The sequence below is a fragment of the Labedella gwakjiensis genome, assembly GCF_003014675.1.
Taxonomy (GTDB): Bacteria; Actinomycetota; Actinomycetes; order Actinomycetales; family Microbacteriaceae; genus Labedella; species Labedella gwakjiensis.
This window is the reverse complement of sequence record NZ_PYAU01000001.1, coordinates 2,534,994-2,554,895: the sequence shown is the minus strand read 5'-3', so window position 1 is coordinate 2,554,895 and position 19,902 is coordinate 2,534,994. Positions and strand designations below refer to the sequence as shown.

The 19,902-nt window shown below is 68.1% G+C and carries 16 protein-coding genes; 10 read left to right on the top strand and 6 right to left on the bottom strand.

Features of this window, described 5'->3' with window-relative positions:
* Positions 1-106 precede the first annotated feature (106 nt).
* From CLV49_RS12015 to CLV49_RS12000, 4 genes are all read left to right on the top strand, one after another.
* Entirely contained in the window at positions 107-1,264 is a 1,158-nt protein-coding gene (locus CLV49_RS12015; protein WP_243696594.1) for a glycosyltransferase family 2 protein, read from the top strand.
* 68 nt (positions 1,265-1,332) lie between these two features.
* On the top strand, positions 1,333-2,235 hold the full coding sequence (locus CLV49_RS12010; protein WP_106563746.1) for an ABC transporter permease: 903 nt from the start codon (positions 1,333-1,335) through the stop codon (positions 2,233-2,235).
* Positions 2,236-2,287: 52 nt separating this feature from the next.
* A complete protein-coding gene (locus CLV49_RS12005) occupies positions 2,288-3,499 on the top strand; it encodes an ABC transporter ATP-binding protein (protein WP_106563745.1) in 1,212 nt (403 codons plus the stop codon).
* 2 nt (positions 3,500-3,501) lie between these two features.
* A complete protein-coding gene (locus CLV49_RS12000; RefSeq protein ID WP_208019787.1) occupies positions 3,502-4,380 on the top strand; it encodes a glycosyltransferase family 2 protein in 879 nt (292 codons plus the stop codon).
* Positions 4,381-4,452: 72 nt separating this feature from the next.
* On the opposite strand, the gene CLV49_RS11995 is transcribed toward CLV49_RS12000, so the two are convergent.
* Complete coding sequence (locus CLV49_RS11995) at positions 4,453-6,021, bottom strand: hypothetical protein (protein ID WP_158261968.1); 1,569 nt, start codon at positions 6,019-6,021, stop codon at positions 4,453-4,455.
* Positions 6,022-6,139: 118 nt separating this feature from the next.
* Here CLV49_RS11995 and CLV49_RS11990 point away from each other — a divergent pair, with 118 nt between their 5' ends.
* Positions 6,140-7,639, top strand: coding sequence for a DUF2142 domain-containing protein (locus CLV49_RS11990; RefSeq protein ID WP_158261967.1), 1,500 nt, complete (start codon positions 6,140-6,142; stop codon positions 7,637-7,639).
* A 31-nt stretch (positions 7,640-7,670) separates the two neighbouring features.
* Here CLV49_RS11990 and CLV49_RS11985 read toward each other — a convergent pair whose 3' ends face one another.
* The 5 genes from CLV49_RS11985 to rfbC are packed head-to-tail and all read right to left on the bottom strand — an operon-like array spanning position 7,671 to position 12,182.
* Entirely contained in the window at positions 7,671-8,669 is a 999-nt protein-coding gene (locus CLV49_RS11985) for a lysylphosphatidylglycerol synthase domain-containing protein (RefSeq protein WP_106563742.1), read from the bottom strand.
* Positions 8,666-9,748 carry a glycosyltransferase gene (locus CLV49_RS11980; protein ID WP_208019788.1) on the bottom strand — a complete coding sequence of 361 codons (1,083 nt, stop codon included), beginning with the start codon at positions 9,746-9,748 and terminating at the stop codon, positions 8,666-8,668. The genes CLV49_RS11985 and CLV49_RS11980 overlap by 4 nt, the downstream gene beginning before the upstream one ends.
* Before the next feature lie 19 nt (positions 9,749-9,767).
* Positions 9,768-10,709 (bottom strand): glycosyltransferase family 2 protein, encoded by a 942-nt coding sequence (locus CLV49_RS11975; RefSeq protein WP_106563741.1) that lies wholly within the window; start codon positions 10,707-10,709, stop codon positions 9,768-9,770.
* Complete coding sequence (rfbA, locus tag CLV49_RS11970) at positions 10,706-11,569, bottom strand: glucose-1-phosphate thymidylyltransferase RfbA (RefSeq protein WP_106563740.1); 864 nt, start codon at positions 11,567-11,569, stop codon at positions 10,706-10,708. The genes CLV49_RS11975 and rfbA overlap by 4 nt, the downstream gene beginning before the upstream one ends.
* Positions 11,570-11,573: 4 nt before the next feature.
* Positions 11,574-12,182: a dTDP-4-dehydrorhamnose 3,5-epimerase gene (gene rfbC, locus CLV49_RS11965; RefSeq protein WP_106563739.1), complete on the bottom strand. Its 609-nt coding sequence runs from the start codon at positions 12,180-12,182 to the stop codon at positions 11,574-11,576.
* Positions 12,183-12,404: 222 nt separating this feature from the next.
* On the opposite strand from rfbC, the gene CLV49_RS11960 reads away from it, so the two are divergent.
* From CLV49_RS11960 to CLV49_RS11940, 5 genes are all read left to right on the top strand, one after another.
* The gene (locus CLV49_RS11960; protein ID WP_106563738.1) at positions 12,405-14,030 is read left to right on the top strand and encodes a cell wall-binding repeat-containing protein; all 1,626 of its coding nucleotides are present in this window, start codon (positions 12,405-12,407) and stop codon (positions 14,028-14,030) included.
* Positions 14,031-14,100: 70 nt separating this feature from the next.
* Positions 14,101-14,967, top strand: a complete 867-nt coding sequence (locus CLV49_RS11955; RefSeq protein WP_106563737.1) for a glycosyltransferase family 2 protein — start codon at positions 14,101-14,103, stop codon at positions 14,965-14,967.
* A gap of 119 nt (positions 14,968-15,086) precedes the next feature.
* Complete coding sequence (locus CLV49_RS11950; protein ID WP_106563736.1) at positions 15,087-16,964, top strand: cell wall-binding repeat-containing protein; 1,878 nt, start codon at positions 15,087-15,089, stop codon at positions 16,962-16,964.
* Between the two features lie 194 nt (positions 16,965-17,158).
* Positions 17,159-18,808, top strand: a complete 1,650-nt coding sequence (locus tag CLV49_RS11945) for a cell wall-binding repeat-containing protein (protein WP_127054298.1) — start codon at positions 17,159-17,161, stop codon at positions 18,806-18,808.
* Positions 18,809-18,880: 72 nt separating this feature from the next.
* On the top strand, positions 18,881-19,885 hold the full coding sequence (locus CLV49_RS11940; RefSeq protein WP_106563734.1) for an acyltransferase family protein: 1,005 nt from the start codon (positions 18,881-18,883) through the stop codon (positions 19,883-19,885).
* Positions 19,886-19,902: the final 17 nt, after the last annotated feature.

The window sequence follows — 19,902 nt, the reverse complement described above, 5'->3', positions numbered from 1 at the left end:
TCAGATTTCGCGAAGCAGGGCGCGGGAGGGGATCGCGCGCCGTCGTCCTCGCTAGGGTGGATCCATCGTGCATCCGGACGCACGGTGACGAGACCCGAGAGATTCCATGAAGATCGTGATGACACTGATGGTCCGCGACGAGGCGGACATCATCGGCCCGATGATCGAGCATCACCTCGGTCAGGGCTTCGACACCATCATCGTCACCGACAACGGATCGATCGACGGTACGCGCGAGATCCTCGAGACGTTCGAGTCCGCCGGGCGGATCGAGCTCCACCACGACCCCGTGCACCGGAAGCAGCAGAGCACCACGGTGACGGGCATGGCGCGGCGCGCCTACACCGTGCACGGTGCCGACTGGGTCGTGAACGCCGATGCCGACGAGTTCTGGGTCGCCCGGCGCCGCGACGACTCCGACGCCGACCGGTCCGTCGCCGACGCGTTCGCGACCGTGCCGGACGGCGTCGAGACCTTCGTCGTGCCCGTCCACGACATGATCGGCGACCCTGCCGCACGCGGGTCCGGGCTGCAGCGACTCGTTTACCGCGATCACCGCCCCGTCGAACGCCTTCACGAGATCGGCCTGTTCGCGCACTCCTCGCCGGATACCGTCCACGTCGGCAGCGATGCCGTGAACGTGGTGCAGGGCAACCACTCGGTCGATCTCGCCGGTGGTGTCGCGCTCGAGGACTCGCCCGTAGAGGTCCTGCACTTCCCCTGGCGCTCGTGGGAGCAGTATCGACGCAAGGTGGAGAATGCGGGTCGCGCCTACGAGGCGAGCAATCTCACCCCCTCCCCCAACCATCACGGCATGAGGGACTACAGGCGACTTCTGGAGGGATCGCTCTTCGGCCTCTACATCGCCAGGCACCCGTCGGCCGCCGAACTCGAGGCGGGACTCGAACGGGGCGAGTTCGTGGAGGATCGCCGAATCGCGAGCTCGAGCGTCGGACCCGACGCGGACGAGCCGATCGACGCGAGCGTCGTCGACCTGCTGCGCCCCCTCGGAGAAGCCGTCGGACGAGCCGATCAGAAGAACCGCGACCTGATCGTCTCCGCGTCGACCTCGGCCCACGAGGTCAAGGTCCTCACCGAGAAGGCCGGACACCTCGAGCACCGGGTCGGCGAGCTCGAGGATCAGCTCCAAGCGGCACGTCGCGACCTCTCCGAATCGCGGGCCGAGACGGAGGCCATGCGGTCGCGCCGAATCGTCCGCGCCGTCGACCGCATCGCCGATCTCCGACGTCGCCCGACGCACTGACCGTCCGACGGTCGCCCAGGAACCCGCGGCTATACTTGTCGCGCCCTGCCCCGAGAGAAATGAACCGAATGACAGCCGAGGAACGCTTCTCCGCACTCAGCGCGATCCCGCTGAAACGAGTGGGGAACCGATCCCGTGGTCCCGGTGGTTTCATCGACACGATCCGTGAGATCGCCGCCCACCGCGAGATGCTCGCGCTCCTCGTCCGCCGCGATCTGAAGGCGCGATACAAGGACAGCGCACTCGGTCTGGTGTGGGCCCTCGTCAGGCCTCTCACGCAGCTCGCCATCTACTACATCGTCATCGGGAAGTTCCTCGGCGCCGAACGCGGAATCCCCGACTTCGCGATCTACGTCTTCACCGGTCTCACCGCCTACGGTCTCTTCAGCGAGATCGTGGCCGGCGGTACGTCGTCGATCGTCGGCAACGCCGGGCTCATCAAGAAGATCTACCTCCCGCGAGAGGTGTTCCCGCTCGCGAGCGTGGGGAGCGCGCTCTTCAACTTCTGCATCCAGCTGCTCATCCTGCTGGCGGCCACGATCGCGCTCGGGCACCCGCCGCTCACGGCCGAGCTGATCTACGCGCTGCCGTCGCTCGCCGTCCTCCTCATCTGGGGAACGGCCTTCGCCCTCCTCCTCTCGGCGGCCAATGTGTACCTCCGCGACATCCAGTACCTCGTCGAGGTCGTCCTGCTCCTGCTGCTGTGGGCGTCCCCCATCGTGTACTCCTGGGACATGGCGAAGAGCTTCCTCGGCGGGACCTTCCTCCTCGACGTCTATACGAACAACCCCGTGACTCTCGCGGTCCTCGGGTTCCAGCGCGCGTTCTGGACGAGCGGTCACGCCGATACGCCGTACCCCACGGAACTCCTGCTGCGGCTCGGGGTCGCCGCCCTCATCGGCCTCGTCTTCGTCGTCGTCTTCCAGCGGGTCTTCTCACGGCTCCAGGGCAACTTCGCCCAGGCCCTGTGATGGCCACGACCCCCGCGACCGCGTGCCGCATTCCGACCGAAGGGACGGCCCGATGACCGACACACCCGTCATCGTCAGCATCGACGACGTCTCGAAGCGATTCGTCGTCCGCAAGGACAACTCGTTGAAGGAACGCCTCGTCACGTTCGGGCGCGGCCGTCAGCACCGCGAGGACTTCTGGGCCCTCCGCGACGTCTCCGTCGACTTCCACGCAGGGACGACCGTCGGCCTCATCGGACACAACGGCTCGGGCAAGAGCACGCTGCTCAAGGTGATCGGCGGCATCATCGATGCGACGACCGGTTCCGTGAGCACGCGCGGCCGTCTCGCCGCGCTCCTCGAACTCGGCGCGGGGTTCCACCCCGACCTCACCGGCCGCGAGAACGTCTTCCTGAACGCCGCGATCCTCGGCCTGTCCCGTGAAGAGACCGAGGCGCGCTTCGACGACATCCACGAGTTCTCGGGTATCGGCGACTTCATCGACACCCAGGTCAAGTTCTACTCGTCCGGCATGTATGTGCGGCTCGCCTTCGCCGTCGCCGTGCACACCGACCCCGACCTGCTCCTCGTGGACGAGGTGCTCGCTGTCGGCGACGAGGCCTTCCAGCGGAAGTGCCTCGACAAGATCCGCTCCTTCCAGCAGGAGGGACGCACGATCATCCTGGTGACGCACAACCTCGGCCAGGTCACCGAGCTGTGCGACCGAGCCGTCCTGCTCCACCACGGGCGGGTGCTGTTCGACGGCGACCCGCGCGAGGCCGTCGCCGAGTTCCGCGACAAGCTCGAGGAACGCCGCGTCGAGGAGACCCACCACGGCGACACCGATGTGACGATCGACGACCTCTACGACGGTCGGGTCCTGTCCGTGGATGCTTATGCGGAGGGCAGAGAGGTCGGCGTCGACGTCGAGCAGGGCGACCGGCTCGTGATCGACACGACGCTCACGAGCCGCGACGGCGTCGAGGACTGGATCTGCGCCATCCAGATCGACAACGAGATGGGCCAGGTCGTCTACGGCACCACCAGCAAGCGCGTCGGAGAGCGCTTCTCGCCGCTCACCGGCGAACGCACCGTTCGGCTCGTGCTCGACGACGTCCGTTTCGGCACCGGCAAGTACTTCATCAACGCGTCGCTCATGGACATGGCCGGTCGGCACCTGCACGACTTCCCTCAGGCCACGTCGTTCAATGTCGCCTACACCCCCCTCGCCGTCGGCGTCACCTACGCCGAGCCGTCGTTCGCCGACCTCGGAAGTCCGCTCTGACGGTGTCCGCCATCACGGTCCTCACGGTCACGCACAACTCCTCGTCGATCCTCGAGGGGTTCCTGTCGTCCGTCGAGCGATCATCGACGTCGGACGTCGATGTCGTCATCGTGGACAGCGGCTCGACCGAGGCCGAGGCCGTCGCGACGGAGCGGATCGCGAGCTCGCACGACGCGGTCTTCCGTCGCATGGAACGCAACGCAGGGTACGGGGCCGGCATCAACGCCGCAGCACGCCTCGCGTCCGATGCGGAACTGCTCCTGATCTGCAATCCCGACGTGGAGCTCGGCGAAGGATCGCTCGACATCCTGGCGGACCGGCTGCGCTCCGACCGCACGATCGGTGCCGTCGGCCCGCGCATCCTCAACCTGGACGGAACGGTGTACCCGTCGGCCCGACGGCTCCCCTCGACGCGGCTCGGGATCGGACACGCGATCTTCGCGAACGTCTGGACCGACAACCCGTGGTCTCGCCGTTACCGTAACGCCGACGCCCTCGGCACCGGCGGCACCGACGTCGGCTGGCTGTCGGGTGCCTGTCTCCTGATGAGGGCGGAGGACTTCGTCTCCCTCGGCGGGTTCGACGAGGGCTTCTTCATGTACTTCGAGGACGTCGACCTCGGTCGCCGCATCGGCTTGCACGGACTCCGCAACGTCTACGTGCCCGACGCCGTCGTGCGACACATCGGCGGGCACTCGACGGAGGACGTCTCGGCGGTCATGCTCCAGGCCCACCATCGCAGCGCCTACCGCTACTTCGCGATCCGACACCCCGAGTGGTACCTCGCACCGGCGCGGCTCGTCGTGCGGGCCGGCCTCGGCGTGCGTTCCGCCTGGGCCTCGATGCGCTCGCGCCGGACGGACTCGCGCCGCTCCGGTTGAGGATGTCGCGGGACCAGATGTATCGGGTCTTGTTGGGACGGGTCCGGACACGACGGGCCCCGACGCGGCGGGTCAGCCGACGATGATGAGTCTGGCCAGTCGGGCGAGCACGTCGAACAGGACAGCTCCGGGGGAGCCGAAATTGATCCAGTCGGGCTCGGCGAAGGCGAAGAACGAAATCGCGAAGCCGCCCTGGGTGAACGCCGCGAGGACGCAGAGGGCGACCACGGCCTTCACAACCATGCTTCCCCTGGGATAGAAGCTCGCGATGACGCGACCGATCACGACGCCGGCGATCGCGATGAGGATCGGGATGAAGAGGGCGAAATATCGCGGCTGGGTCGCGATGGGCTCGCCGAATCGCGAGTACTCGGAGAAGTTGCGCACGAAGATGAAGACCGCGTAGACGATGCCGCTCACGATGATCGGTTGCCACGCACGACGCAGAATCAGCGCGACGAGCACGACGGCGGCGAGCACGAGCACGGTGTACGAGCCGATGAGGATGAACTGCTGGACGATCACCGGCCCCTGGGTGAACTCGCGGCCGGTGACCGTGGTCGCCCCGAAGAAGCTCAGCCGGATCACCATCTGCACGATCCAGACGTTGGAGAGGAATGCGATCGCACGCGGCACGGTCAGGGGATCGGCGTCGTGCGACGCCTCGAGCCGTTCGTTGCGCTCCCACACGGAGTAGGTCGAGCAGTACGCGTCCGAATGGATCTCGCCGCAGTCGGGGGCCGGGCTCCCGAAGAGGATGACGTTGCCGAGGTACCGCTCGGCGAAGACGGCGCCGACGAGGGCACCCGCCACGATCGAGGCCCACACGATGACGGAGCGGCGCCGCGGCCACTGGATGGAGCGCCAGACATCGCCGATGGACCGCCCCTCGCGCCAGACGAATCGTCGGAGGACGAGGAGGACGAGGGACACGGCGAAGATCGGAAGGAAGGTGAACTTCGTGAGGCATGCGAGCGCGCCGACCACGAGCACCGCCCACCATCGGCCGGCGACGATCCGATCAGCGGTGTAGGCGCGGACCACGAGCAGGAGGAACGCAGCGCCGAGAGGCTGCGCGAGGTTGTCGTAGTTCACGGTCGACGCGACAGCACTCGTGAGAGGCAGCGCCAGGAAGACCGCGATCGCCAGGTGCGAGACGAATCGGGAGACGCCGAGGTGGAGCAGCAGCGCACGCGTCCAGATCACCGACGAGGCGAAGAGCGCGACCGACAGCAGGCGGACGACGACGACCTGCGTGAAGAGGGAGAAACCGAGCCCGTCCACCGCACGCAGGGGGAAGCTCATGAGCCAGTGGTAGAGGAACGATCCGAAGCGGTCGAGGTCCCCGAAGCCCAGGTACGACGAGGCATTCTCGATGAAGGGCGAGACCTGGCCGGCGTAGATCTGGATGATCCCGACGTGGTAGTCCTCGTCGTACACCGTCGGATAGTTCTGCATCACCGCCATGAGTGACGCTCCGACGATGAAGACCACCACCACGGCGACGAGGAACCAGACGGACGAGACGGCCCGCACGATCCCGTCCGAGGCGGCTCCGACGACTCCGGAGACCCTGTCGAGGCTCGTGGCGCGACGGGGTGTCGACAGGGGATCGATGGTCTTCTGCATCCGACTCGGCACCGACCAACACTATCCGACGCGCGGACGGCCACCGGTGGGGCTCGGCGCCTCCCACGGACTGCCCGCTACGATGGCAGAGCCCGTTCCCCCTGCGGGTCCCGTCGATCCGGATCGGCAGATGCCCCCTCCTACGCCACAGCTCCGCACCGATGCCTCGTCTCGCGTCGGTCGCATCGTCGGCCACCCGGGTTTCTTCTGGATCACGGTCGCACTCTTCACGGCGAGCGGCTGGTGGATCGCCCTCTCGGTGAACCACGACCTCCTCTTCGACGAGGGCTACCACATGGCCATCGTCCGCATCTTCTCGGACCAGTGGTCTCCGTTCATCGTCCAGACCCCCGACCAGGCGTGGCTCGGCGACCTCAGCCGATTCGGCTCCTACCTCTACCACTACGTCATGGCGGTGCCGCTTCGACTGCTCCGGTGGAGTGGAGCTGACCTCGACACGCAATACGTCGTCCTCCGCGCGCTGACCGTCCTCCTCGTCTCGGCGTCGCTCTGGTGGTTCCGGCGCACGCTCCTGCTCTGCGGTATCGGCCGCGGGACGGCCCAGCTCGCGATCTTCCTGTTCGCAGCCCTCCCCCTCACATCCTTCGTCGCGGCGACCATCAACTACGACAACGCCCTCCTGCTCCTCGCGGCGGTCTTCTTCGCCCTGACGGCGCGCATCCTGACGATCGAGCGGGTATCGGGCATGCGGCTCCTCGGGCTCGTGGCGGTCGGGTGCCTCGCGTGCCTCGCGAAGTTCACGTTCCTGCCCGTGTTCCTGGTCTGCATCGTCGGGATCTGTGTGGTGCTCCTGCGCCGCAGACGCCTCTCCTCGGTGCGGGCGCTCACGACGGCGGAGCGACCGGATCGCCGCCGTCCGCTCGTGACCGTCGGAGTCGTCGCCCTCGCGATCGTGGCCGTCGGACTGTTCGCCGAGCGGTATCTCGTGAGCCTCATCGCCTTCAACTCCCCTCAGCCCGATTGCGATGCGATCCACTCCGAGGCCTTCTGCCGGAACTACGGACCGTGGGAACGCAACGCGCAACTCGACGATGCGTTCCCCGATCGCTCGGCCTCTCTCGTCGACTTCGCCTCCTACGCGTTGAGGGCGTGGGTACCGACACTCGTGAAGACGTTCTCGACCGTGGGCTGGGCCGGCGGCTACAGGGAGGCCGACACCGTGACCGCCACCGTCATCGCGACAGCGGCGGCAGCCGTCCTCCTCCTCTGCGCCGTGGCGATCCCCCGTGTGGTGCGCTCAGCGCCGCTCGCCGTGCTCGCTCTGGCCTTCGTCGTGCTCGTCGCCTCGCTCCTCGTGCGCAACTACGGGGAATACCTCCGCCTCGGCGTCGTCCTGGCGGTGAGCGGCCGCTACATCCTGCCCTTCATCCCGCTCGCGCTCGGCGTCGCCGGGGTGGGCGCCGGGTTCCTTCTCTCCCGCACCGGGCGATGGAGACCGCCTATCGAGGCCGTCGTGGCGGTCGTCGCGGTCCTCGGAGCGACCCAGGGAGGGTTCGCGATCGCGTTCCTCGCGGCGGCGCAGCCCGATTGGCTCTCGCCGGCCAGCCCGCTGGCGTCCATCACCCCAGCGCTTCAGGCCGTCGCACGGTTCCTCATGATCGGGATCTGACCGCCGCGGGACACCGTCGACGAAGCGGGACTCAGTCGAGCCGCTCGCGTCGGCGGGCACGGAGGGCGCCCGTGGCGTAAGGGAGGCCCAGGAGAGCGGCGAGCACCAGCTCCACGATGATCTGGAGGAAGCGTGTGATGAGGGCAATGGTGAGGGCTTCGGTCGTTCCGACGATCTGACCCAGCGTCACGACGAGGATGGCCTCGCGCGCGCCTGCTCCGGCCGGCAGGATCACGATGACGAGTCCGACGGCCCACGACAGCATGATCGCCCCGGCCGTGAACGGGATCTCCGCCGTCGTCGCGCCGAGCGGCTCCGCGAGCATCCACGCCTGGACACCGGCGAGCGACCAGGCGACCGCGACGGCGACGATCGCGACCACGAGCGCCCGCGGGTCGATGCGGTCGGGCATGCCCTCACCCGAGAATCGACGGAAGACCTTGTCGAGGAGGGAGTGCAGGAGCCGAGGGTGGAAGAGGCTCGCGAGCAGGACGACGCCGCAGACGGCCGCGGCGATCGACACGAGTCGGATCCACAGAGGAGACGGGCCTGCGAGCACGAGCAACGACAGTACGCTCGCGGTCGCCACGCTCACGAGGAGGACCAGGCCGTAGCTCGCGAGCATGATGCGACGCTGGATGCCGTGTCGCCGACCGAGATCCGCCTGGACGACCGCGGTCCAGACGCTGCCGGGCATGTACTTCGCCACCTGCGACGTCGTCGAGATGGCCATCGAGGCGAGGACGGGCATGCGGGGAGCGCCGAGCGCCGCGAGCACGGCGAGCCACGAGACGTAGTGACCGGCGATCGACGCGACGAGCACGAGCGAGCTGCCGACGATGAGACCGGGGCCCATGTCGACGAGTGCGGCCTCGACGCGCTCCCAGCTCGAGGCGATCGCGTAGATCGCGAACGCGACGATCGCCACGAGGAGGACGATCCGGATCGGTCCGGCGAAGCGTTTGAAGAATCCCGCGATGCCGCCCGCGACCCGGCGGAGAAGGCCGCGCTTCGGCTCGTCCACGGTCACGGCCTCTCCGCGAGTCGCTCGACGAGGCCGCCGACGACGGCGGCAGCGGTGAACCGCGGCGCGGCTGCCCGGGCACGTGCGCGGAGATCGGCGATGAGAGTGGGGTCGCCCGCGAGGCGGTCGATGGCGGCTGCGAGGGCCGAGGCGTCGCCCGGCGGAACGAACTCGGCGGCGTCACCGAGGACACGTCGCTGGGCCGCACTGTCGGACGTGATGAGCCCGACCTCGGCGGCGAGCGCCTGGTACGCCTTGTTCGGGACCACGCTCAGCGCCTTCTCGCTCGTTCCGAAGATGCCGAGGGCGAGGTCGTGCCGGGCGACGAGGGCAGGCAGTTCGGACGGCCCAACCCAGTCGAGTCGAGTGACCCCGTCCACCGCGCGGAGCGTCGCATCGACGGCCTCGCCGTCCTGGCCCGTCCCGATGATCGTCGCGTCGACCCGACCGTCGAGGGTCGCGATGGCCTCGGCGATCACGGGAGCGCCCTGCAGCGGGGTCATGAGCCCGTAGAAGACGACGCTCAACCGAGCGCCCGGTACCCGCTCGCCCGCCGCCGCCGCGTACCACGACGAGTCGGCGCCCACGGGCACGACGACCGTGGACGCGGAGGCCGGCACGAGACGGGCATGCTCCTCGGTGTCGACGACGACGATCGAGGCCGCGGCGATCGCCAGTCGATCGAGGCCCGCGAGCAGGCGCCCTTTGAGTCCTCCCGACACCCCGCGGTCGCTCGCCGTGGTTCCCGCGAAGATGAGGTGGTCGAGCACGATCGTCGTGCGCGGGAACAGGAGCCGCGCGAGAAGGACGTCGAAGTGGCCGAGGTAGCCGACCACGACGACATCCGGGCGTCGACGCAGACGGGCGCTCGTGGAGCGCACGGCGAGCCTCGCCCAGCAGGACACGAGCCGCAGGGCGAACAGTGGGAGCTTCCACGGGCGCTTCAGCATGTCGACACGTTCCGCCGTGGAGAAGCCCATCGGCACGTCGACCTCGCGGACCTCGAAGCCATGCGCGGCGAGTCCCGCGAGGATCACGCCGACGCGAGGATGACGCGCGGTGTCGTACGTGCCGAATCCGAGCACCGAGCGCCCGGTCGGCCGACTACTGGCGATACTGCAGCTCCTTGAGCCGCTCGAGCTGTTCCTCGAGCAGGATCCTGTTCGTGCGGAGCAGCTCGGAGATGACACCGAGCGCGAACGACAACAGGGAGCCGACCAGGAAGGCCGTGCCGAAGACGAGGGACTGGACGTGTCCGCCCTCCGTGCCCTGGATGAAGAAGATGCTGAACCGCACGAAGGGCACGAGCCCGATGGCGAGGAGGAAGAGTCCGAGGACCGTGAAGATCACATGCGGCTTGAACATGAGATAGCTGCGGACGATCGCGCCACCCGATTGCGCCATGTGCTGCCAGATGTTCTTGAACAGGCGGGACTCGCGCGTCTTCGCGTTCGTCTTCACGGGGATGCTCGCGATGCGGAGACGCTTGTTGCCCGCCTGGATGATCGTCTCCATGCAGTAGCTGAACTGCGTGACGATGTTGAGACGGTACATGGACTGCCGCGAGTACGCGCGGAATCCACTCGCCGCGTCGGGGAGCTGGGTGTCCGCTGCGTAGTTCACGACTCCGCTGCCGACCTTTTGCATGAATTTCTTGAAGGGCGAGAAGTGCTCGATCGTCGCGGTCTGGCGGTCGGCGATCACGATATCGGCCTCGCCGCGCAGGATGGGCTGCACGAGGTCACCGATGCGATCCTGCGGGTACTGGTTGTCGCCGTCGGTGTTGACGATGATGTCGGCACCGTGCTTGAGCGCGTAGTCGACACCGTCTCGGAACGAGCGAGCGAGTCCCATGTTCCGCGCATGACGCACGAAGTGGGTCACTCCGAACTGCTTCGCGATCTCGACGGTGCGGTCGCTCGACCCGTCGTCGATCACCAGGATCTCGACGGAGTCGACTCCCGGGATCTCGCGAGGGATGGAGGCGAGCACGAGAGGAAGGGTCTCCTCCTCGTTCAAGCAGGGGATCTGGACGAAGACCTTCATGCGCTCAGCAGGCCCTGCAGGTAGCGACCGTAGCCGCTCTTGACGAGCGGCGCGGCGAGCGCGGCGAGCTGCTCGTCGTCGATCCAGCCTGCGCGCCAGGCGATCTCCTCGATGCAGCCCACCTTGAAGCCCTGCCGGTCCTCGATGACGCGCACGTACTCCGACGCCTGCATCATCGACTCGAACGTGCCGGTGTCGAGCCACGCCGTGCCGCGGTCGAGCACCTGCACGTGCAGGGCCCCGGCCTCGAGGTAGCGCTCGTTGACCGTGGAGATCTCGAGCTCCCCCCGCGCACTGGGCTCGATGGTCTTCGCGATCTCGACGACCCTGTTGTCGTAGAAGTAGAGGCCGGGGACCGCGTAGTTGCTCTTCGGGATCTCGGGCTTCTCCTCGATGGAGACGGCCGTGAAGTCGTCGTCGAACTCGACCACGCCGTAGGACGTGGGGTTCGACACGTGGTACGCGAAGATCGTGGCACCGTCCACGTCGGTATTCCCCCGGAGCGACGAACCGAGGCCCGTGCCGTGGAAGATGTTGTCGCCGAGCACGAGGGCCACGCTGTCGTCGCCGATGAACTCCTCACCGATGATGAACGCCTGGGCGAGGCCGTCGGGCGACGGCTGCACGGCGTACTCGAGTCGGATGCCGAGCGACGAGCCGTCGCCGAAGAGCGCCTTGAACTGCTCGTTGTACTCCGGCGTCGTGATGATGAGGATCTCGTTGATGCCCGCCATCATGAGGGTCGACAGCGGGTAGTAGACCATCGGCTTGTCGTAGATGGGCATGAGCTGCTTCGAGATGCCCTTGGTGATGGGCCAGAGCCGGGTTCCCGACCCTCCAGCGAGGATGATCCCCTTCATCGCGTCACTCCCCTGCCTTGAGACCGTCGTAGAAGGCGCGAGCCGCGTCCCACGTGGGCAGGATACCGGCGGCCTCCGCCTCGGCGAGGGAGGGGGCGTCCGTGTCCTTCGGGGAGAGGAGGAGCTCTCCGGCCTCGGCGGGGAACGCGAGCGCGATGCGCTCGTCGAGAGGGTTGATGCCGTGTTCGCGCTCCGGCCGGTAGACGTCCGTCACGAGATAGCTCACGGTCGCGTCCTCCGTCAGGGCGACGAAGCAGTGCCCGAGGCCCTCGGAGAGGAAGATCGCCTTGCGGTCGGTGTCGTCGAGGATCACGGAGTCCCACTCGCCGAACGTCGGCGACCCCACCCGGATGTCGATGACGAAGTCGATGACGGCTCCGTGCGTCGCCGTGACGTACTTGGCCTGGCTCGGCGGGATATCCGCGAAGTGGATGCCGCGCACCGTCCCGCGCTTCGACACCGAGGTGTTCGACTGCGCGAGGGAGATCGAGCGACCCGTCGCCTGCTCGAGCGCCTCCGCCTTGTACCACTCGAGGAACACGCCACGATCGTCGCCGAACTGCCGGGGGACGATCTCGTAGCTGTCGGGGATCTTCAGTTCACGGATCTGCACCGGGAAAGTCTAGCAATCAGTGCGCGGCGACGGTCTCGCGGTCTCTCGCGAGACACCCTGAGTACTGCTCGGCAGGGCCCGATGTGACGATGCCTCACGATATGATCGGCGGAGAGCCTGGTCAGGGGTGGATTCTGGCCCCCAAATTGATTACATTCAAACCCCACGCACAACGAGGGCGCCTGACCCGGTGGCGCATCTTCAGACGGAAGGTACGCACCGATGATTCGACTCCGCCCCTTCGCTGCCGCCGCGGCGATCGTAGCGCTGCTCGCCGGAGGTCTCACGCTCGCCGCCCCCGACCCGGCTCAGGCCGCACCGCGCGACGACGTGGTCTCCCTCACCAATGCGAACCGTGCGAACGCGGGGCTCCCCGCGCTCCAGCGCGAGTCGAGCCTCGACGCGATGGCCCAGGAATGGGCGACGTACATGGCGTCGCAGAAGAGCATGGTGCACAGCTCGAACGAGTGGCGCACCTCCCGGGCGTCGAGTGGATGGACCCTCTGCTGCGGCGAGAACATCGCGTACGGGTACACGACGGCCTCCTCCGTCGTCTCGGCCTGGATCAACTCGCCCGGCCACCGCGCCAACATCCTCGACAGCCGCTACACGCACATGGGGGCCGGCTACAACGCCGACGGTCACTACTGGGTCCAGGTCTTCGCCACCTTCCCCGACGTCAAGACCGTGAAGGGGACGACGCCGACCATCTCCGGGACGACGACCGTCGGTCAGACGCTCACGGCGGCGGCGACCGGGTGGAGCCCGAGCGGCACGAAGCTCGCCTTCCAGTGGAAGGCCAACGGCAAGGCGATCTCGGGAGCCACGGGCACGTCCTTCAAGCTCACCGACTACCAGGCGGGCAAGCGGATCACGGTGACGGTCACCGGGACCGCGTCGGGCTACCGCTCAGCGAGCACGACGAGCGGCCAGACGGCCGTCGTCAAGACGACCTACGGCGTCGAGAGGGTGAGCGGGCAGACCCGCTACGCGAGCGCCGTCGCCGTCTCGAAGCGCACCTACCCGAGCGGCAGCGGCGTCGTCTACATCGCCTCGGGCGAGAACTTCCCCGACGCGGTCGGCGCAGCCCCCGCCGCCGTGAACGCTGGAGGAGCGCTGCTGCTCACGCGGCGGGACTCCGTCCCGTCCGAGGTCGTCGCCGAGGTGAAGCGCCTGAACCCCCGATCCATCGTCATCGTCGGCGGAGAGGCCGCCGTGGGTTCCGCGGTCCAGGCCACCCTGTCGGGCATCGCGACCACGACCCGCGTCGCGGGTGCATCGCGCTTCGAGGTGTCGACGGCTCTCGCCATCCAGGGATTCCCCGGAGGCACCGACACCGCGTACATCGCATCGGGAGCGGGATTCGCCGATGCTGTCTCCGCGGGCTCCGCCGCCGGAGCGGACGACGCCCCGATCATCCTCGCCCGACCGAAGGCCGGGCCCGACACTGCTCTCCTCCAGACCCTCGAGCGTCTGGGTGTGCGCACGGTGAAGATCGCGGGCGGCACGGCCGCGGTCTCTTCGTCGTTCGAGTCGACGCTCCGATCGAAGGGCTACACGGTGGAGCGCCTCGGCGGCGCGAACCGATACGCGGCGAACCAGGCGATCAACGCGGAAGCGTTCGGGTACAGCAACACGGCGTTCGTCGCGAGCGGACTCGCCTACCCCGACGCCCTCACGGGATCGACCTGGGCGGGCAAGTCGAACGCTCCCCTCTTCATCACGACGAGCGGGTGCGTGCAGCCCGGGATCATCTCCACCATGAAGGGAATGGGCGTCAGCAAGGTCATCGTGCTCGGCGGCACCTCGTCGCTCAGCGTGGACGTCTCGAATCTCGCGACCTGCTGAGGCGGGGACTGTTAAGCTTCCCGCTGGGCTCCGGCGGTCGGGTCGAGCCCGGACGGCGGAAGGCGGCGCGATGACGGAGACGACGGATTCCGCCCAGAAGCCCGTCGGCGCACTCCGATCACTCACCGCTCGACTCCGCGTCCTCGCGGCGCGCGTCCGCCATCGTGTGCTCCGTTTCCGCCGGGAACGGGCGCGCGTCCGATACGCGAAGGGCCGCTTCCACACGTCCACCCTCGCGGGTGCCGCACCCGCTGACGGGATCGCCGTCGTGATGTGCCTCTGGAACCGACCGGAGCGCATCGGAGACATCCTGCGGGTGCTCGCCCGGCAGACCGGCACTCCCCCGATCCGCCTCGTCCTCTGGGCGAATCGGGCTGCCGACCGTCGCCACTACGAGCGCGAGATCCGACGGATCGGCGCCTCGGGGGCGCTCGCCTCGGTGGAGCTCACGACGAGCCGCGTGAACGTCGGCGGGCTGGGGCGCTTCTTCGCTCTCCGCCGCCTGCGCGACTCCGGGTACTCCGGGCCCGCCATCACGCTCGACGACGATCAGGAGATCGAGCCGACCTTCATCCGGACGCTCCTCGACGTGTACGCACCGAGATCGCTGCACGGGGTGTGGGCGTTCCGCCAGGGCTCGAGCTATTGGGACAGGGAAGCGGCGGACGACGGACAGCCCGCCGACTACATCGGCACCGGTGGTTGTGTGCTCGATCCGAGCATCGTCGACGACGACGGATTCTTCACGGATCTGCCCGACCGCTACAGCTTCCTCGAGGACCAGTGGATGTCGTGGCGAGCGGCACGCGCCGGCTGGGACCTGCGCAAGGTGGACGCGCCGTTCGAGTTCGTCCTCGCCGAGCGCAACCAGTACGGCGCACTGCTGTGGCTGAAGGACGAGTTCCACGCGTACCTGGCATCGCCCGACCGGGGCTGAGGCCGGACGCCCCCCGTTCACGGTTCATCACCAAATCGTTACTGACAGGATCCTCACAGGTCTGGCATGATCCGAAAGACCGGCGCTCTCGACCGGCCAGCTCTCGACGAACGGTTCCGATGAACGCCAGCGCTCCACGGCCACGCGCCCTGTCCCGCCTCCTCCGGATCACGGCGATCGGCGCCCTCGCCGCCGCGGGGATCGCGATCCCCTCAGCCGCCTCAGCCGCGACTCGGACCGTCACGATCGACGCGTCCGACTTCCACCGCTACGTGAGCGTCTACGACTTCGACGGCCAGACGATCTCGAGGAACTCGACGACGATCACCGTCACGCTCCCCGACGTGGTCGACAGCGTCGAATACGACCTCGAGTCCGCGGACCTCGACGGCACGCTCGTCACCCTCGCACGCCAGGGCACGACGGCGACCCTGACCGTTCCGGGCAGCTTCTGGACGTCGCACCGCGTGAACTCGAGCTTCGACGTGACCCTCGTCGGCAATGACGAGCCCGAGGACGACTACGACATCACCGATATCTACACCGCGACCTTCACGGTGACGGTGGGCTCGGTCGGCGGCGGAGCGACGACGCTGACGAGTGACAACGCCCTCCTCGACATCCAGACGGCATTCGAACCGGCCTCCGCGCCGGTCGCCGTCGAAGAGGGCGACACCCTCGTCCTCGAGTCCGACGCCGGTTTCTGGACGGAAGGACCCGCCGCCTCGACGCCCCTCGTCGAGAGCGACTCGTCCGAGGACGCCGTCGAGATCTCCGAGGACGGCTCCACGGCGACTGTGACGGTCGGGCCGCTCTCCCGCTACCGCCAGGCCGTCTCCCCGTCGGGGCAGACAGTGGACGTGCTCGCCATGTCGGACTTCGCCGAGGACGTCACCGAGACCGTGTGGGTCACGTTCCCCGTCGCGTATCCGAAGCCCACTCCGGTGGTCGAGCGTGTCTCCGGTTCGGACCGGTACGCCGGTGCTGCAGCGATCTCCGCCGCGGCGTACCCTGACGGCTCCGACGTGGTCTACATCGCGGCCGGAACGGCGTTCCCCGACGCCCTGTCGGCGGCCCCAGCGGCCGCGCACGAGGGCGCCCCGCTCCTCCTGACGCTCCCGGGACGTCTGCCCGCATCCATCGAGACGGAGATCGCGCGCCTCGACCCCGACCGCATCGTCGTGATCGGCGGGACCACCGCCGTGAACAGCACCGTCTTCGACCAGCTCGAGACCATGGCCCCGACCGTCGACCGCATCGCCGGCGCCAACCGCTTCGAGGTCTCCCGCGCCGTCGCCGACTACGCCTTCGGCGAGGAGGGCAGCCAGGTCGCGTTCTTCGCCACCGGCGTCGCGTTCCCCGACGCCCTGTCCGCGTCCTCCGCCGCCGGCGCCTTCGGCGCCCCCGTCATCCTCGTGCGCGGCAACGCCTCGAGCCTCGACGACGCCACCTTCGACACGATCGAGTCCCTCGGCGTCGAGGTGCCCCTCATCGCCGGCGGCACCGTCTCCGTGTCCGAAGGCATCGAGGATGACCTCAACTCCGTGGCGAACCAGGAGATCGGCGCCGTGCGTCTCGCCGGGAGCAACCGCTACCTGACGTCCCTCGCGATCGCTCGATTCGCCTTCGACGCGACCGACCAGGTCTTCATCGCGAGTGGCGCGAACTTCCCCGACGCGCTCGCGGGTGCCGCCTGGGCCGGCAGCGTCGGCGGTCCGCTCTACATCGCCCCGACGTCGTGCGTCCCCGACGGCATGGTCCGAGACATCGACCGCTACGCCGAGAGCCGCATCACCATCCTCGGCGGTACGAAGTCCCTCACGCCCGCCGTCGAGAAGCTGACCATGTGCGGCTTCGGCGACGCGCCGGAGGACGACTGGTTCTTCGGGACCACCACGGCCGATGACGCCGTGGAGTCCATCGACGCCCTCGAGGGCCTCGAGTCGATCGACAAGTTCGAATCGATCCAGGGCATCCTCGAGCGCGACGAGAAGTGAAGCCGGGCTCCCCCCTGGTCCGACCGCGGCGAGCGACTCGTGTCCTCGCCGCGGTCGCCGCGGCCCTCACGGTTTCTCTGGCATCCACGACAGCGGTCGCGGCGCAGGCGGAGAGCAGTCCCACGGACCACGCGATTCAGGCTCCCTTCGGCCAGTGGGATGAACACCGTCGCCTCTCGGCTCTCGGCAACAGGATGGACGACGGTGGAACGAGTCCATCGGTCGGGCCGTCCGTCACGTCGCTTCTCATCGATGTGGGCTCATCGAGCAGTGGGCTGACTCTGGGCTCGACGACGTGGACGCTGCAGGCAGGCTCGACACGGACCACGGGAACGCTCTCCGCCAATACATCGGGTGAGGCGAAGGTGCCCATCTCGCCGGCCCTACGATCGGCGATCTCCTCCGGGCAGAGTCTGACGTTCTCGGCCACAGCCGGTGCCGACGAGAACACGACCATTGCGGGCGATTCGCTGTCGCTCTACGCCTATGTGACCTACGACGAGGGCGATACCAGAGCCACGTCAAGCATCACGTTCCGAGGTGCTCGAGCATCGAGCAGCTACTCCTTCACGGCGAAGCGGGCGCTCGCGGTGACGGCCGGACAGAGCGTGTCGGTGACGACCGATCGACCCGTGTGGGCGTCTGGGCCCGATGGCTCCTGGACGACAGAAGCCGACATGGGACCTGATTATTGGGTCGGTGATGGTCGCCTCGATGACGATCGTTGGACGTTGTTCGCGCCTGATGCAGCGATCGATGACGATGGTTCGACCATTCGGTGGGAGTTGCCGTTGCTCGAGCGCGGACTCGAAGCATCCGGGAACCCCGTCTTCGCCATGGTGCGCCAGGACATGAGAGCGCCCGGGTCGTCCTTCTACAGCTCCGTCTACGTCCGCATCCCCGTCGTGTACACGGAAGGGGATCCTCTCGTCGAGCGCATCAGCGGCTCTGACCGCTTCCAGGTGGCCGCGGCCGTATCGCGCGCCGCCTATCCGAGCGGGGCTGAGGTCGTCGTCCTCGCGAGCGGAGCCGCGTTCCCGGATGCATTGTCGGCGGCGCCGGCGGCTGCACGCCTGGGCGGACCGCTGCTCCTGACCTTGCCAGGCCGTCTACCATCCGTGATCTCCGAGGAGATCGACAGGCTGGAGCCCAGCCGTCTTGTGATCGTCGGCGGAGAGAAGGCGATCGGCTCGAGCGTCGAGCAGAGCCTCGAGTCGCCGGGCCGAGAGATCGTCAGGATTGCTGGAGCCAACCGCTACGAGGTATCGGCGGCACTCGCCGTCTTCGCCTTCAGCGATCCGCCCACGAGCGGTGCGTTCGTCGCGAGCGGAGCGAACTTCCCCGATGCGCTGAGCGCAGGACCGGCCGCGTTGGAGACTTTCGATGGCCCGGTGATCCTGACGAATGGGACGTCTCCCCGTATTCCTCAGCCACTCGTCGGGGCTATCGAGGACCTCGATCTCTTCCTCTTCCGGATCGCCGGTGGGCCGGCATCGGTGTCCACAGGGATCGAAGCCGACCTGAAGACCATCGCGGAGATACCCGAGCGCGTGGCCCGCATCGGGAAGGCCAATCGATTCGCGACCTCCGTCGAGATCGCTCGTTCCGCCTTCGATACCGCGACGACGGTGTACCTCGCATCGGGGAATGCCTTCCCTGACGCGCTCACGGGGTCCGCCTGGGCGGCGGCCGAAGGCGCTCCCCTCTATCTCGTGCCTCGGAACTGCGTCCCTCGCGCGGTCCTTGCCGACATCGCGGCGTTCCACGCGGAGCGCATCGTCGTACTCGGTGGAACCACGGCGCTCGGCACGGGTGTCTCCGACCTCACGGCGTGTTCGTTCTGAGGTCGACGACCGCGACCGGACCGGCAGCCCGACGCCGCGAACCAGACGCCCCGTCCTTGCTCCTTTCGTAAGATGGTCGTCGCCCGCTCGTCGAGCGGCGGCCATCTGCGCACGGAGGGGATCATGCGACTCGTCGGGCTCGACCTCCTCCGCGTCGTCGGCGTCGCCGCCGTCGTCTCGGCGCATGTGTACACCGGACCTCTCACCCACCAGTGGGTGTACCCGTGGCACGTCCCCCTCTTCTTCTTCCTCACCGGATACTTCTGGACCGCCGGCCGTTCGCTGGGGCATGAGGTGACCACTCGAGTGCGCACGCTCCTCGTCCCGTACGCGACCTGGCTCGTGATCGACACGGTGGTCTACTCGATCCTCGTCGGGTTCTCCGTCCCGCTTCTCGTGGCGGCGCTCTGGGGCGGATCCCGGGCGACCGGACCGTTCGGAGCCTTCTGGTTCATCACCGCCCTGTTCTTCACGGCACTGCTCTATCGAGTCGTCGAACGGTTCCCCCCGGTCGTGCACTGGAGCATCGCCGGGATCGGCCTGCTCGTGTGCGCCGTCCTCCCTGGGCGCCTCGACGACCTCCCGCTCGCCGTGGGGATGGCGCTGCCGTGCCTCACCTACGTCCTCGCCGGACGCGCCGCGCGAACGAAGACTCCGTCCGGTGGCCGAGGTCGCCTGCTCGGCGTCGGTCTGCTGCTCGTCGGCACGGTCGCGATCGGTCTGCTCCCGGTCGGAACGATCGACCTCAAGGTGGCCGCCGTCGGGACACCGGTCCTCGGAGTCGGCGTCTCGATCGCCATCTGCTGGGGACTCGTGGCGCTCTTCCGCGACATGGCCCTCCCGCCGCCGCTCGCGCGCGCGACGATCGCCCTCGCGGCCGTCGCCGTCACCGTGGTCCTCACGCACACCGTCGCCATCTCGTATCTGAGACTCGAGGGAGTGCAGCCGAAGATCATCCTGCTCGTCGCGCTCGTCGGGTCCTGGATCCTCGCGCTCGCTCTCCATCGCCTTCCGGGGTCACGGCTCACCGTGGGCGCGGCGCGTCCGCGCAGGGAGCCCTCCGGAACCTCCCCGTAGAATCGTCCTGGCCCATT